General features: G+C 66.6%; 12 protein-coding genes and 1 pseudogene. 5 read left to right on the forward strand and 8 right to left on the reverse strand.

The features are described 5' to 3' along the window. Window positions 1–50: 50 nt before the first annotated feature. The 4 genes from V6U82_RS21120 to V6U82_RS21135 all read right to left on the reverse strand — a co-directional run bounded on the left by V6U82_RS21120 (window position 51) and on the right by V6U82_RS21135 (window position 6,102). The gene (locus V6U82_RS21120; RefSeq protein ID WP_334463780.1) at window positions 51–1,832 is read right to left on the reverse strand and encodes an ADP-ribosylglycohydrolase family protein; all 1,782 of its coding nucleotides are present in this window, start codon (window positions 1,830–1,832) and stop codon (window positions 51–53) included. Continuing rightward, complete coding sequence (locus tag V6U82_RS21125) at window positions 1,832–2,545, reverse strand: DarT ssDNA thymidine ADP-ribosyltransferase family protein (RefSeq protein ID WP_334463782.1); 714 nt, start codon at window positions 2,543–2,545, stop codon at window positions 1,832–1,834. Before V6U82_RS21125 ends, V6U82_RS21120 begins: the two co-directional genes overlap by 1 nt. After that, window positions 2,542–3,936, reverse strand: a complete 1,395-nt coding sequence (locus tag V6U82_RS21130; RefSeq protein WP_334463784.1) for a 3'-5' exonuclease — start codon at window positions 3,934–3,936, stop codon at window positions 2,542–2,544. The genes V6U82_RS21125 and V6U82_RS21130 overlap by 4 nt, the downstream gene beginning before the upstream one ends. Window positions 3,937–4,239: 303 nt before the next feature. Beyond that, window positions 4,240–6,102 (reverse strand): AAA family ATPase, encoded by a 1,863-nt coding sequence (locus V6U82_RS21135; protein WP_334463785.1) that lies wholly within the window; start codon window positions 6,100–6,102, stop codon window positions 4,240–4,242. A gap of 593 nt (window positions 6,103–6,695) precedes the next feature. Between V6U82_RS21135 and V6U82_RS31580 the strand changes: the two genes are divergently transcribed. Further along, a complete protein-coding gene (locus V6U82_RS31580) occupies window positions 6,696–6,902 on the forward strand; it encodes an AAA family ATPase (protein WP_442933451.1) in 207 nt (68 codons plus the stop codon). Window positions 6,903–7,560: 658 nt separating this feature from the next. Here the strand turns inward: V6U82_RS31580 and V6U82_RS21140 are convergent. The 3 genes from V6U82_RS21140 to V6U82_RS21150 form a co-directional block, all read right to left on the reverse strand. Next, entirely contained in the window at window positions 7,561–7,809 is a 249-nt protein-coding gene (locus V6U82_RS21140) for a hypothetical protein (protein ID WP_334463787.1), read from the reverse strand. A 191-nt stretch (window positions 7,810–8,000) separates the two neighbouring features. After that, entirely contained in the window at window positions 8,001–8,255 is a 255-nt protein-coding gene (locus V6U82_RS21145) for a hypothetical protein (protein ID WP_334463789.1), read from the reverse strand. A gap of 222 nt (window positions 8,256–8,477) precedes the next feature. Continuing rightward, window positions 8,478–9,287: a hypothetical protein gene (locus V6U82_RS21150; RefSeq protein WP_334463790.1), complete on the reverse strand. Its 810-nt coding sequence runs from the start codon at window positions 9,285–9,287 to the stop codon at window positions 8,478–8,480. Between the two features lie 220 nt (window positions 9,288–9,507). Between V6U82_RS21150 and V6U82_RS21155 the strand changes: the two genes are divergently transcribed. The 4 genes from V6U82_RS21155 (at window position 9,508) to V6U82_RS21170 (ending at window position 13,609) form a co-directional block, all read left to right on the forward strand. Next, a complete protein-coding gene (locus V6U82_RS21155) occupies window positions 9,508–10,095 on the forward strand; it encodes a hypothetical protein (protein WP_334463792.1) in 588 nt (195 codons plus the stop codon). Between the two features lie 59 nt (window positions 10,096–10,154). Beyond that, window positions 10,155–10,532 (forward strand): hypothetical protein, encoded by a 378-nt coding sequence (locus tag V6U82_RS21160; RefSeq protein ID WP_334463794.1) that lies wholly within the window; start codon window positions 10,155–10,157, stop codon window positions 10,530–10,532. Between the two features lie 870 nt (window positions 10,533–11,402). Then, window positions 11,403–12,353, forward strand: a complete 951-nt coding sequence (locus V6U82_RS21165) for a DNA-methyltransferase (RefSeq protein WP_334463795.1) — start codon at window positions 11,403–11,405, stop codon at window positions 12,351–12,353. A gap of 71 nt (window positions 12,354–12,424) precedes the next feature. Then, window positions 12,425–13,609 carry a hypothetical protein gene (locus tag V6U82_RS21170; RefSeq protein WP_334463797.1) on the forward strand — a complete coding sequence of 395 codons (1,185 nt, stop codon included), beginning with the start codon at window positions 12,425–12,427 and terminating at the stop codon, window positions 13,607–13,609. Window positions 13,610–13,716: 107 nt separating this feature from the next. On the opposite strand, the pseudogene V6U82_RS31585 reads toward V6U82_RS21170, so the two are convergent. Further along, window positions 13,717–14,079, reverse strand: a pseudogene (locus V6U82_RS31585) (IS701 family transposase); the annotation flags it as partial. Window positions 14,080–14,472 lie beyond the last annotated feature (393 nt).

The raw sequence follows: 14,472 nt of genomic DNA on the forward strand, positions 1-14,472 counted from the left end.
TCGGCTACGCCGACAAACAGCGGGCGCAACGAGGACTGTCGGCTTCCTTCTCAACGTTCTGGCTTCATGTCCCGTTGAGTACGGGTGTGGCGTTGGCTGACCCGCACGATGCGTCCGTCCGGGTCCTTGACTTCGAGGACGTCCTGAGGACCTCCCTCACCGTGTTGGGTCTTCAGTCCAAGCCGTCTTGCAACGTCGGAAAGTAGGCTAACCGTGATCTGCACGCTGACTGATGCGGTGTCGATCGGAGCATCGGCAGCCTGTTGCTGGAGTAGAAGCCCCGGACCGATGTGAGCTGTGCCGGAGCGTACGGGGATGTCACGCCCGATGAGCTGGGCGTAGAACGCGGCTGACCGAGTGAGGCTCCGGGCGGCGAGGATGACGGCTGCTTCCGGCGATACATCTTTATCCGCTGAAGCGGTGGCCGTGGGCGCGCTTGACTCGTCGTGGCGTCTGCCGCTTTGTTGATCGGCGGGGGCGAGTGGGGGCGGGGAATCAGGTACCGGCGCGTCGATGAGGACGGTCTGACCGTCGCTAAGCTGCAGTCGTGTGCGAAGAACGCCGTCATCGAGGGCCTTGAGCTCGGCGATGCGGAAACGGCGCCCGTCAGGGAATTCGTGCAGCTTTGAGGAAGCGTTGTCGGCGGACGCGTTGAGCAGCGTGCGTTTCAGCCCTTCGCGTAGGTGACGTGGCTGGAATTCCGGCCAGTGATGAGGGTCCTTAATTCGCGCTTGGCTGTGTTCGGCGATCTTGACGAGGTAGGCGGCGTCCTGAACGGTGAGTGCGAGATCGCCGAGCCAGTCGATGCCGTGCAAGGCGCCGAGTATCGCGCCGGTCATCGATGCCAGCGTGTCGGTGTCGGCTTTGCGCAGGAACGCCGCGGTTAGCAGGCCGCCTTGAGGGCGGGCAGCGAATCGACTTGCTAGGTAGATGGCGGCTGTTGCGGTGACAGTCCCGGAGCCGTTGACCTTGGGATCAGTGCAGCCGATTCGTTCGAGGGTGCTCTCGGGGTTGCTCATCGCGCCCTGCTGCAGCGAGTCCGCGATGATTTCTAACAGTTGCTGTGCTTCTTTGTTGGTGTCGCGCCAGGCGTCGGCGAAGTGATCTAGTTCGCTGCTGGTGGCCCAACTGGCAGGCAGTTCCTGGAGGATCTGGTCGGCGTCGATTAGGCCGCCAGCGGCCGCTCCGATGCTGTCGCCGAATCCGTGGGTGGCTTGTGTCTGGGCGGCGTGTCGCAGGGCGAAAGCGTAGACGAGTGCGCCGACCAGGGCTCGTGGGTGCCCGTGAGTGGTGATGCCGTCACGCACGACACGGTGAATGAGGGCGCGGGGGGTATCGGCCCACAGTACGTGGGGAGCGATGCGCATGGCGATGCCGTTGGCGCCCGCGTTGCGGTATCTGTCCCGTGCATCCTGGGAGCGGGCCGACTTTCCAAGATCCCAGGGTGGGCGGCCGGAGGCCCATGCCCCGGCTGCGCGCAGTACTGCCCCGCCGCCGCCGCGCTGGTAGAGCAACCAGGTCGGAAGTTCGGCCTCAGTGAGCCGCTGCCACCAGCGGTCACCGGCCAGGCAAGCGCGGGCGGTCGCGAGTAGCAGCTGCGTGTCGTCGCTGTATTCGCCTGGCTGCACAAGGTCGCGGTAGCGGCTGGAGTAATGCCCGGCGTGGCGGATCCAACTGCGGAAGGTCATCTGCGGCTTGGCGCGGTCGCGTTCCTTCTGACCGCCGATCAGGCCGCCGCGGGCTTCCTGCGGCCAGCCGAGCGCGTCGCCGACCGCGGCGCCCAGGAACATGCCTGTCGCGACCTGCGCGCTCAGGCGGGTGTTTGCAGTCATCATGCCGCCTTGGGAGACCAGGGGGTCTCGCTAAAGTATTGGCTGTTCTGAACAGCTCTGGTGATCGACCACTTGTCGAACATGTCGGACGAGATCACGTAGTTCACGTGGTCCGGCAGGGCTACACCAAAGCGGTCCAAACGTCCGTACTCCTCTTCTGCCGCTGCCTCACTGGGGAACACGATCGCACGGATCACCGACATTGGCACCGGCGCAACGACCAGCACTTCAGCTTGTACGTCGGTCGGGCTGCCGGGGTCGTGGTTCGGCCCGCGGGTGTACACCTTCTGCCCGACCACCGTGTCCGCATAGCAGGCGCGAAGGCCGTCGACACCCGGCCGGGCGATGCCGGCCGACGCTGCGGCGTTGCGCGGGCAAAACAGCGTGCCCGAGGCTGCGGCGACCATTTTGTCCAGAAGCAGGCAGACCCAGTCAGGGTAGTTCACCGAGGCCGCCTTGCCCTTGGCTCTGTCGAAGTAGAAACCGTTCGGGTACTGGAGGCTGCAGCACACTCGGTCGGGTCGGCCGTCCAACCGGTCTAGGTCGGTGGCGCTGTAGCAGGCCCGCACGTCCTGGGCCAGGTCAGCGACACTGCGCAGGAGACCGTCGACGATGATGTGGGGTAGATTCCGGGCAGGGGTGAAGTGAGCCAGCCGGGCAAGTTTCATCTCCGTCAGCTCGGCGGCGACCGCGAGGTCGAGCGGCGCGGTCATCGGGCTACCGTCACCTGGTAGAGGCCCGAGCTAGCTGACGGGAGTAACGGGGTCAGCTCACCGGTGTGGGTGATGATGAGTTCGTCGCGGGCGCGGGTGACGCCGACGTAGAGCAGTCTGCTCTCCCGGGCGGCGGCCTCGTCATCGCCGAACGCGGCCACTGTCTCGGGGTTGGGGCACCGGTCGGCGCCGCAGAACGGCAGGAACACCACGTCGAACTCCAGTCCCTTCGCCGAGTGATAGGTGCCGGCGTATACCCCTGCCGTGATCTCCCACTGGTCGAGGCCATCGTGCAGCGCGCGGACTCCGGGGATGCCTCGCGAGGCCCTGCGGGCTTCGGCGCGGGTGCGGGTGAGGATGCCGACCCGGGACACTTTGCCGAAGCTGGCGGCGTTCGCCGCGACCGCCGGTGCCTCGACCTCGGCCGACGAGTACCGGACCAACGTCGGTTTCGCGCCAGCGGCTCGCTGCGGTGCCCGCGGCTCGACCAGGTCGGCGGAGTCCTGGAAATGCGGCATCTCGCTCATGCCGATGGCCAGCCGGGCGATCTCCGGGCTGTTGCGGTAGTTGTCGAGGAACTCCTCGGTCTTGGCCACCGTCAGACCGCAGGACCGCCAGGACACCCGCTGCCCGTAGATCTGCTGGGCGTAATCAGCGAACAAGGTCAGACTGCCGTCGCCTGGGATAGCCGCGGCGAGGGAGCGGATCGCCTCCGGCGACAGGTCCTGCGCCTCGTCGACCACGATGTGCTTGTACCGGCGCGGCTGCGGGTCGTCAGCGAGCGCCGCGCGCACCGCGGACGGCACGCCGGCCCAGTCGTAGGGTAGCCCGGCCCCGGCGCGGGTGGCGAGATAGTGCATGCGGATTGCCCAAACTGCCTGCCGTTGCGACGGCTGCAGTGGCTCCATCCGGCCGACGCGTCGCACTGCAAGGTAGTCGGGCAGCGTGGCCAAGCCGTTACCGTCGATCCACTCCAGCTCGTCAAGGAAGAAGTCGGTCGCCCGGTCGAAGAACGTGCTCGGGCGGTAGGTGGTGGCCGTGGCCTTGACCGCCTGCTCGACGTAGTAGCGGCGCTGATTCGGGGTCGCGATCTGGTGGTTGCCCATCCGGCCACGGGCGGCCAGATATCCGCGGCCGAACCGGCCGTACGTCTCGACCGTGACTCCGGGTAGGCCGGCAGCGAAGTGCCGCAAGTAGGAAACCAGAGAGTTGGTATAGGTCAGTAACAGCGTGGGCCCGCTGTTCCGGGTTCGCGGGTCGGCCAGATGCGCCGCACGGTGCACGGCCATCACAGTCTTGCCCGTGCCGGCGGTGCCGAGGATGACATGGTGCCCTCGCCCGGCCATGTAAACCACGTCGTGCTGACGGCCCTGCGGTGTCGGCAGGCTCATGCTCACTCCCTGTAGATCACCGGCGGGCGGGAGATGCCGCCGAGAGGCTTCCGACCCTATCAGCAGATCCATAGTCGACAATCCCGCAGGCCAGCTCGGCGCAACACTCGCCGCAGCGCCTCCGCGTCGCGATCCCGCGACGACCCTAACGGCCGCCCACCCCGGCCGTACCCATACGGCGGATGCTCGGTATCCATGGATGTCGCCGTACTGGTGACCGCCGCTCGTCGGTGAGGGCCGGCACCTCGCATACCGCGATGCCGGCCCACGCCTCGAAGAGGTCCAGGATCAGCTTGGCCACGTCTACGCGCGGAGAAGGCCGTTGATCCGGGCAAAGAGTTGAGAGAACCGCTCGATGACGTCGTCGTCGATCTCTGTGCGTAGCGTCGTGACCGAGCGCATCAGGTAGCTGGCGGGCTGGTAGTGGTCGAAGCGGTTGCCCAGTGCGATCTCGACTTGCTTGACGATCCGGCCGCCGCCGCTGAGCTTGCTCTTCGCCACAATGCCGACCTTGCTCTCCTTAAGCAGCTTCAGGTACCAGTCCGGCTTGAACAGGTCCTCGATGTCCGCCTCCGACGTGCCGGTGATGTCGGTTAGCGGAATGAGGTGTTCCTTGGGCAGTAGCCCGCGCTGGACCATGCTGGTGATTTTCTGGTTGCCGCCGGCGGCAACGTCCATGATGACGGCGACGTTCAGGTCGCTGGCGCCCAGCAGCGCGATGAACGTGGGTATCTTGTCGAGGCCGCCGACCGGCGTGATAGTCCATCGGGGGTCGAGAGGAGTCTTGCCCTTCTCCCGGACGAGGTCGCTCATAATGGTGAGGTAGGCGACGTCGGCCGGCCCTTCGACGGCGAGCTGGTCGGGACCGACGATCAGTGCCTGGGACATGTCTACGCCCAAGGCGCCGAGGAGCGGGAAGACGGTCTCGGGGCGGGCCGCCCATACATCGTTGCTGACCTGGGTGCCCTGGCGGGGGATGTCTTCGACGGTGCGGCACCGCTCCAGGTGGTGAGGCTGGATCATGAACAGCGAATGAGTGGAGTAGATGACCTGGTGGTCGCGAGCCAGCCGGTCGTCGATGTAGCGCAGCAGGTCGCTCTGCGCCTTAGCATGCAGGTTAAGGCCCGGCTCGTCGAGCAAGATCACCCGGCGGTCCTCCTCGGCGTACTCAGAGAACGCGGCGAGGAAGGAGAAGAACCAGATGAAACCTTTGGAGCGCTCCGCCATGTTCAGGGTGACTCGGTGGGTCGCGTTGCGGACTCGGATCTGCAGCCACGGCTCCGGCTGAGTCGGCCGATGCGGCACGGGACGAGACTCGATGTCCAGCTCGACGGACAGGTTCTGGTTCTGCGTCCAGTACTCGAACAGTTCGTCGGTGAGCTGATTTGCGGCGGCCTCCAGCGACGCCTTGCGGGCCTCGTAGTCCGCCTCGGCGAACTCCTCGCTGGCGACGCCGGCCAGCCGCAGCAGTGCCAGGGCAGTGCGCTCGCCGGGCGTCAGGTCGTCCTCGTCGGTGTTCTGTAGGCGTTCAATGGAGACGCTGCCGGGCAGCACGCTGTACTCGTCGAAGTACTGGACCTTCGGAAGCCGGCCGCCGAGGATCCGCCGGGCCTCAGCTTCCAGGTCGCGCTCGTCCAGGTCGTCAGCGAGCGCGATGGCGGCCGCCGGTGGCTCTTCCTCGGCGCGCAGCGCGTTGACCGTCTCGGCTAGCGACTTCTTGGCGTACTTCCCGGGGTCGAGTCCCGCCTTGTCCACGAGGTGCCCAATCACAGTCGCCTCATCGATGACCGAGCCCGACCACCATCTGCTTTTGCTGCCGTAGCGACGAGCGGCCTCGACATGGGTAGCCGTCACGCAGCCCTTGCCGAGCTCCGCCTCTACCGTCGCGACGTCGTCTGGGTCGAGCGCGAAGGTCAGCCTGACCGGTTCCGCCGAGCTGATCTGCGCCTTGTCCCGGTTGTAGCTGCTGCGCGGGTAGTCCCGCAGCGGCTCGAAGGTGGTCGGATGGCCGCTGGGGAGGGGATTGAAGCGGTAGATTGCCTCCAGTACGGCGGTCTTGCCGGCCTCGTTCTTGCCCACCAGCGCCGTCAGGTGATCATCGACGAGGAACTCCCCGGAGTCGGTCACGCTCTTGTACTTGGTGACCTTCGCATTGGTTACGCGCATCTGCCATCCTCAAATGATCTTCATGTTTCGATGTGCATGTACAGCGTAATGGGCAGGACCGACACAGCCCTCTCGCATTCATGCTGCACTCAAGGAATAAGTGCCCTGATCCGTTGAGCAATGTGATCATCTCAGCGGATAACGTCGTTCAGGCGTGGCTAAAAGCCGGCTGGCACTCAGCGGATCGGAACACTGTGGAGCGCGATGGCTCGGACCGCGATCGGAGAAGCGGTTCCGCTGCGCCCCGCGTGCCCCATCGCAGCGGTCGAGACGGCCCTCGCAGCGCTGCACCGGCACCTCGACCGGTGCGCCCTGGCCACCAACACCAACCAAGGCCAGCTCGTCCAGCGTCAAACAGGCCCCTCGCCGCCGTCCACCTGCTGTACGAGGTCGGCGCCGGCCTGCGGCTGAAGGCCAAGCGGCCCGCGTGCCTCGCCCCGGCGAGCCCGGGGCGCGCCCCGACGAGGTGGTCAGCTTCGACGCACTGCGGGCCTCGGCCAGCGGCGACGCCGGCTGTCAGGCCGCCACGCCGTGCGCGATGCGGGCCGCTGCACACTCCGGCGGAGGGGCGCCTGCCCTTCGGGTAGACGACCGTGGCGGACGCGACCAACGCCAGCCCAGCCCACCGGGAGGAGCTGCTGCGACTGGGCTACGGGTACGGCTGCCCACCGATCGCGGTAGTGTTCAACATTCCGTTGGCGGCCTGCCTGAACCGCAACGTCCGACGCCGGGTGCCCGCGCCGTTCCTACGCGACACCGACGCCAGGATCCGGCGCGGAGCTGCCGGTCGACAAGGGTGAACAGCGCGGCGGCCGTGCGGTACGGCGTTGGGTCATCCGCGAGGCGCCGATACGCGTCGGCGGAGCCGGCCCCGCTGCGACACCCCGCTGACTCGACCGGCCCGCTCATACAGGCGGCCGCCGACTGGTTGACCGTGGGGTCGGGCATGAGGCGCGAGGCCGCCCGGCGCTACGCCGAAGCCGCTGTACGCCGCCTGCGACTCGGTCGTGCTGATCTCCCCCGGACACGTATGGAGGCCCAAGAGCGCCAGCGAAGGGCTGGGCGGGCCGGCGTCCCAGCAGGAGTTCGTCATCGGGGACATCGACCGCAGTGCCGGGATGGTGTTCGACGGTGGCGGCGAGCGGGCCCTGGACTGCGGCAGCCACCTCGCCGAGCGCTACGACCTCGTGGCGTGGCCAGCCGGCCCGACTGGGCAGGATCCCGGCCCGCTGGCCGTCCCGGTGAACGATGCGGATGGTCGGTCCGGCCCTTGTACCGGGACCGCCCCGGGAGCTCGGCGGCCACCGAGCTCTCCGTGTTCCGGATAGAACCGGGGAGCTCGATGGCCACCGAGCTCCCCGGTTCTATCCTGGTTCTATCAGCGGAGTGCATCAGGTCGGCGGTGCCGTGCAACGGCTCGTCAAGGTTTTCCGCCCAGGTCCTCGTGTCCTCTCGAGATCACGGTACGGCGGGGCGCCCACGCCACAGGTATACGATGAGCGTGAGGCACGCGGTCGCGACGGTCAGCGCGGTGACTGCCAACGATCCCGACGCCAGGTAGGCGCTGGGGACTCCGACCAGGGTCGCGTTCACCAGCATCAGCATCTTGCCGACCTCGTCCGCGCCGGGGCGCGTACGGCTGACGGGCCGAACGCCACGGGGGCCGCTGGCAGCCGGGACGGTGCTGGTGCGTGCCTCAGTGGACATGGCAGACCTCCTCGTTCCCCCCGGAGCTGACGGCTCCTGATTGCCGTCACGCCCTCCCTACGCTGGTGAAGTGCAGGCGAAGGAGCTGCCGGTGCAAGAAGGAGGGCTGGCGCACACCGTTGCACGGCTGCGCCGGTCCGGATCCGGCGCGACCCGGTGACAGGCTGGCGGCGCCAGCCCGTACGCGCCCGCTACGCCGCGCCCGGTCCGACGACGCGCCCAAGCCGCAGCTGTAGACCAGGCGGCGCCGCGCGCACCTGCTGCTCGGTCCAGAGCCCGACCAGATCCCGGCGGTGCAGCTGGCCAGAGGCGTCGGGCAACGTCGACTCGATCGGTGCCGGATCCGGTTGGCCGTCCACGACGATGCCGACCTGCCACCCGCCGGGGATGGTGGCGATGTAATCCCCGTCGGCGGGGACCGTGATTTTTTCTGTGGTGTAGAGCATCTTGTGCTCCTAAGGTGGCCCCGCCCGATGCATGGGCCTCTCTTCCTGTATCGGCTCGCCGACGGAGCAACCCCAGATTGCCGCATCGTGCGCCGGGTCGGTCAAATCTCGTACGGCAGCGGGGCACACCCCGGCGAGCCGGCCCTGCTGCTCGTCCGTGGCCGTCCGTGTCATGGCCAGATAGCCGGGGCCCTGTCTGGAAGCGGTCTCGAGAGCTTCCCCTCACCGCTGATACAGGACCCCGCTGGTCAGCCACTGCACGAGGGTCGCGGCCAAGTGCACTGCGGCCTCGGCCTCCGCCTGCGTCTGCCGGCGGGAATTGGCGGCGCCAGCGTGACGGGACTGGCCCTCCCACAGCAGCCGCAGCATTTCGATCAGCCGCTCCGGCCCCGCTGATAGCCCCGCTCTGTTGCCGAAGGCCAGGGCCCATCTGGAGCTCTGGCTGCTCAGGTCGCGGATCACCGTGCCCAAAGTGGGCACGCTGTTGTTCGGAGAGACCAGCGGACACGCCACGGCCTCGACGGCGAGCACCGCCTCCCGGTATGCCTTGTCCGGGTCCGGGTGCCGTCCGTAGGCGGTCTGCCAGGCGATCCGCAGATGCTCGGCGGCTTCAGCGCCGGCGTCGCGGACCGTGTCGGTCACCGCTGCGGTGACGGTGTCGTCCACGCGCCGTTCCAAGCCGTCACCGGTGGCGTTGATCCGCCAGCCGGCGCCACCGGCGGTGAGAAGCTCACGCAGCTGCTTGAACTGCCAGTCTTGACGTCGGATGCCCCATGCCAGCAGGGCGTCGATCATGTTGAGGAGCTGGTCATCGTCGAGCTGCGCCGGCTGCGGCAGCTCGTTCAGCCGGAGCCGAAACTTGATCGTGGCCTGCAGCCGGTTCCGCTCGTACGTGTCGTCGGGATAGCAGTCGTAGATCCAGTGCTCCAACTCATCGCGCAGGTAGCTCGGGATGCCCTCGTGCTGGGTGTCATCGGGGCCGAGGCCGGCGAGGCGGCGGCTGAGCGGGGCCCAAGGAGTCGCGGCGGTCACCATCGGACCGTACGTTCCGCATGACGCGAGCGCGACCACCATCTGGGGCAGATGGGAGCGCCGCCGTGCGGGTCGGATTCCGGCGGGTTGACTCGCAGATCAGAGGTAGAACGCAGGTTCCGCAACCTCTGCTGCCGCCGACGGAACCCCGGCACCCTGCAGGCGCGGGGCTGACGCGTCGTAGCACCGTCAAGGGCCGGTCGAGCCGTACGCTGCGCGGGTGAGCAAGGGAAAGAAGCAGCAGGCGGCGGCGAGCCCTTGCGGGACCGTTGCGGTGTGGCGCGAGGTGCTGGGCATCACGGCCGGCGGGAAGGTACCGAAGCAGGGGAGCTCGGGTGGCACGGCCGGCGGCGCCGGGGCGAACCGGGGCAGGGTCCGCAAGGCCAAGCCGACTGAATGGCGAGGCCGCTACACCCCGGACGTGAAGGTCACCACCGAGCAGGTCCGGGCTCTGACCTGTCCCAGATGCCTGGCGGGCCCCGGCAAGCCATGCCGCAACCAGACCGGCGGGGCCGTATCGGCCGGCCACGCCGCCCGCCGGACCCTCGCCCAGCGCGCCGAGGTCAAGCGCCTGCGTGGCCGCCGCCACGCTCCCGAACCCCTACTGCCGCGCGACGAGCACCAGCAGCTGGTCGCCCGCGCTGCACGGGCGCGGCAGGAGCGAGAGGCCCGCATCGACCCCGTCACCGGCAAAAAGGTGCTCTCCGTCGCCGCCGCGTTCACCCGCGACTACACCGCCCGTCCCGGCAAGCCCGGAGCCCGGCAGACCGGCGGTACCGCCGGCGACAAGCCACCGAGCAGGGAATAGCAGCCGCTCTGTATCGGGCGGGCCGGTTGTCGTCGGACAGCCCGGATACCGTGGCGGCCATGGATTCCCCATATCTCGCCGACCCGCCGCCGACTTCAGACGCCGATCAGGCCCGCTGGTTGGGCATCAGCCTCGACGGCGCTACCGTGGAGCGGATCGCCGCGGTAACGGGGGTGCTGGTGAATACCTGGGACGCCGGCGCGGACCGGCGGGGGGCGCGCCGCCGCGTGCTGGCGCCGGGACGCCGAGGGGGAATTTCGAGGACGGCTGGCGTGAGACCGGTGGAACACCGTGAGCCCGGAGCCCGGGGGCGAGGCCGCAAGATCGGTAGCGACGACGGCTTTGTCGGTGCGGTGCACGACCCGGCCGATGCCCAGGCCCGCATTGCCGTCTCGGGCGACCGGCATCGCGAAGTGATCGGCCGCAGTATCCGCTGAGGCGCCCGTGCTGAACCGGTTTGACGGGCGAGATCGAGTCATGCTCTGGCCGGGATCGGAGACTAGTCTCTACGCACGTCATCCTCCCTGGTGTACCGCGCAAGCGTACGACTGCCTGCCGCCTACGCCTCGTCGATTTCTCGGCCCTATCGGGCTGGCGGCTGACGTCTCGGCCTTCATCCTCAGATGGTCTCTGAAGCCGACGGCGTGAAGTAGCGGGCCAAACAGGCCGTCCATCGTGGGCGTCGGACCAGCGGTGAGCGGCGACGGTGGTGATCGCCGTCTGCCAGTACTCGGCGTCCCGATCCGGGACGCGGGCTGCCTCGCTGTTCTATCCTCAACTCCCGCAGTCACAGCGGTGTGATCTTGGACGTAGTCTTGCCCAACCTCCTTTGTCTTCAAGGGCAGCACGGGTGGAGCAGAAGCATCGGCGGTCGCGGATGATGTCATGGGCCGTTCCCGACCGAACCGACCGAACCGCTCCGGATGCTGCAGAGAATTCAGGTTGCACGCACACGCTGCCGGCTGAAGCCGGCATCTGTCGATAGATCATGCCGAAACGACTTGACGGGCATTCGTACGTGAGGTCAGATGCCAGGAAGGCGATCGACATCTAACGATCCCAGTTCAAATGGGAGAAACGTAAGTTGTGAAGGCATCATCAAATGAAATGGCGCCAACCGGTAGCGGCGTGAACTTTCGGCTGAAACGCAATGAGCGATCATTTAAGCACCCAATAGCAGACCGTGAGATCAAACTAGCGGGACGTAACCCCACTGAGTCGCGGGTCGAGGCGCTGCGCACGGCCAGGGCCCGCCTCGCCGACGACCTGGTGACGGGTGTCCGGTGAGCGGCCCTAGAATCCCGGGCATGACCGCTGAGCCAGTCGTAGACACACCCGAGCCGCCCCGTGACCTCGTCGCCGAGGTGTGGCAGGGTGATGCCTACGACCTGCTCGCGAAGCTGCCCTGCGAGTCGGTTGATTTGATCATCACGTCGCCGCCTTACTGGGGCCTCCGCACCTATGGTCAGGACCACAACGAGGAGATCCTGAGGGAGTGGGTGGCCGAAGGCAACGAGCCGTCTGAAACGCCCAGTTACGACTGGTATCGTCTTCATGGCGGCTGCTTGGGCCTGGAACCGTTGCCCGAATGGTTTGTGGACCATCTGGTTGAGATATTCCAGCGTGGCGCCTCGGCGCTAAAGCCTAGGGGCAGCATGTGGATCAACCTTGGAGATACCTACTTCGCCCGATGGTCCAGTATCCGGATGGATGGCCGACAAGGTATGGGTGGCAAGCCGCGAGCGCGGCGGAAGACCCCGATGGGGGGGTACCGACAGGAGAAGCAACTTCTCCTCGTGCCAGCACGATTTGCTATCGCCATGCAACAGCAGCGCTGGATCCTGCGCAACGACCTCATTTGGCATAAGCCAAACGTGCCTCCACGTCCAGAGAAAGATCGCCTTCGTTTGGCGCACGAACATTTCTTCCACTTCGTGAAGAGGCCCAAGGAGGGGCGGGCCAGTTACCACTACGAGGTCTCGGAGGTCGAGGACGGTGCACGCGACGTGGTGACCGTCAACGTGCGCGCGGGATCAGACGGACATTCTGCTACTTTCCCGCCCGAGTTGATCCGGCCTCGGATCATCAGCTCGTGTCCGCCCGGCGGACTCGTTGTTGACCCGTTCTGCGGCACGGGTCGCGCTCTAAGCGTGGCCGTCGCGGCAGGCCGACGGGCATTGGGCTTCGAGCTGACAGACGAGTTTTCGCAGGCTGCCAGGGCCAACACAAGCACTATCCAAGGGCAGCTACTGGATTGAGTTCCTTCACGACCACGCCAAGCGGAGGGCTCGGCGAGTCTGAGTCAGAGGTGGCGGGCACACTGTAGAGTGTGACTGAGCCGAACATCGAGCAAGCCGACAGCGGCGACGTACCGAAGCCCCGGAAGCTCAAGCCCTTCCGGGGAAACTACGTCGCCGAGTGGTTCGGGCACAGGCTCTATCCGCGCGTAGCCGCCAGTCCACCCGTCCTAAGTGCTCAGCAGGAGCGGGTCTGCCCATTCCTATCGGCCATGGTGGGCGCCGAACGCCAGTGCGCGAAGACAGCGGAGGCCTCCCGAGGTGTGTGCACGATCAACACCAACACCCCGGCGGGACGGCAAGACTGGCCGGTCTGCCCGCATCGGGTGCTCGATCGAGCCCTGCTCGTGGACGCTGCCAAGCGTCTGTTCGGGTACAACGGCTCGACCGCCATCGCGCTAGTTCCGGCTACAGCCATTGGCAACCTGCAGGAGCGCAAGCAGCTCCACGAGAATCTCCTCACCGGCATTCCCACCGTGATCTTCTTTCACGAGAAGTTCGGAGGCGAGATCGATCTGGGGCGGGGGGCCGACTCCCTCAGCTTCAGCTTCGACGTCACTCTCATTGAGTTGCGTGTAGAGGGCCTTGGCGTCTCATTCGGACGGTACGGCATCGTTGAGATTCAGACGGCCGACTTCCACGGCAGTTATGGCGATGCGACCCACGGTTTGCTAAAGGCTCTCAGCGAGAACGGCCCCGACTTCCACGCCGAGGTCGCTCGAGACCCGACGGTGGCCGGACGAGGTATCGAGACGCCGAATATCTCGAACATCTTCAAGCGAACCTTCTATCAGATGATGTTCAAATTTCAGATCGGCCTGCACGGCAAGTCTGCAGGTTGCATCCTGATTCTTCCAAAGTCCGTCTGGCTCTCATGGCAGGCCCATCTCGGTCGGCCGACACTCGATCCCAGACCGGACGGCACCTGGCAACTGCGCGAAACCGACTCAGCAGTCGCAGACACCGATTTCCCGCCTGCCTGGATCTATGTGATCGAGTTGGAAGACGCTACTGACCCGCAGCCCAACCGGATCAAGCTGTGGAAAGTGATCGCAACCGACTCCAAGTCGTTCTCCCATTACGCCTTAGACGTTGCACCGAAGAAGATGCTGTCGACCGGCGGCCCGGCAGATCGGATCATGCAGACCATCGAAGATCGCATCGCGAAATACTGGCCAGTCCTCGAGCGTGAGGGAGGACACGATTCCCTGTTCTAGCCACGCACTCAACTTGCTGGGGACGGGTATCCCACCCGCGCCTGGGCTGGATCTTCATCGGGCTACGGACAACCAGCGTAGGCGGCCATTGACAGGTGGGCTTATCAGGCTCGCCTGTCACGGACCTGGTATTCGTCGAGGCCCGCTTGGTTCTTGTCCTGCCAGAAGCGCTCCTCGATCGCCCCACCGGGCCCCAGCGACACGCGCGAGGTCGACCAGACGTGTGCGGCGAGGGTCGTACCAGACGTAGTAGGTAATCTCCCCGCTGCTCATGTTGCGTCGGGCCAGGAGCCAGTGCCCGCCGCCGGGCTGCGAGCCGATGCGCACCGGCACGCTGGCCGAACAGTACTCACGGGGGCTATGGGCGCCGACGCCAGCGGACAACCGGCACGGTGATCAGCTCGTCCGTACGGGCGATGCCCATCGTGTTAGTGACCAATATCGTCGATGCGGCGGGTCGCGGCCACATAATTGTCATTCTTGGGTTGTCGGACTCGGCCGCCGCCCTGGCGGTCGCTCCGGCGGCCCAGGTCGGCCCTGCTCTCGTCACTAGCCGTCGGTGTCGGTGGACAGCAGACGCTCGACCAGGCCGAGGGCCTCCGGCTCCGTCTCATACGCCAGCCCAGGACTTTGCCCGTCTCGATGTTCGGAGCGGGGACTACCAATCGCCGAGCAGGTCTGGCGCACCACCCGCAACCTCCGCGTCAGGTGTCCGCTGGCTTTTTCACCAAATAGCTCACTGGTAGGCATGAGCCTGTGTTCCGGGTGGAAGGCGGCCGGTTCGGGCCATGGCGGGTGGATGGGCGAGGTGCGCGCGGAGCTGGCCCTACTTCTTGCCCCCTCGGCACTGCAGGGGCATGTCG

The sequence above is a fragment of the Micromonospora sp. CPCC 205554 genome (assembly GCF_036902745.1).
In the GTDB taxonomy this organism is placed as follows: Bacteria; Actinomycetota; Actinomycetes; order Mycobacteriales; family Micromonosporaceae; genus Micromonospora; species Micromonospora tulbaghiae.

Coding starts and splice junctions, on each gene's coding strand:
- V6U82_RS21125 (WP_334463782.1), bottom strand. CDS start 2,545: ATGACCGCGCCGCTCGACCTCGCGGTCGCCGCCGAGCTGACGGAGATG.
- V6U82_RS21160 (WP_334463794.1), top strand. CDS start 10,155: ATGGATTCCCCATATCTCGCCGACCCGCCGCCGACTTCAGACGCCGAT.
- V6U82_RS21120 (WP_334463780.1), bottom strand. CDS start 1,832: ATGACTGCAAACACCCGCCTGAGCGCGCAGGTCGCGACAGGCATGTTC.
- V6U82_RS21140 (WP_334463787.1), bottom strand. CDS start 7,809: ATGTCCACTGAGGCACGCACCAGCACCGTCCCGGCTGCCAGCGGCCCC.
- V6U82_RS21145 (WP_334463789.1), bottom strand. CDS start 8,255: ATGCTCTACACCACAGAAAAAATCACGGTCCCCGCCGACGGGGATTAC.
- V6U82_RS21130 (WP_334463784.1), bottom strand. CDS start 3,936: ATGAGCCTGCCGACACCGCAGGGCCGTCAGCACGACGTGGTTTACATG.
- V6U82_RS21135 (WP_334463785.1), bottom strand. CDS start 6,102: ATGCGCGTAACCAATGCGAAGGTCACCAAGTACAAGAGCGTGACCGAC.
- V6U82_RS21165 (WP_334463795.1), top strand. CDS start 11,403: ATGACCGCTGAGCCAGTCGTAGACACACCCGAGCCGCCCCGTGACCTC.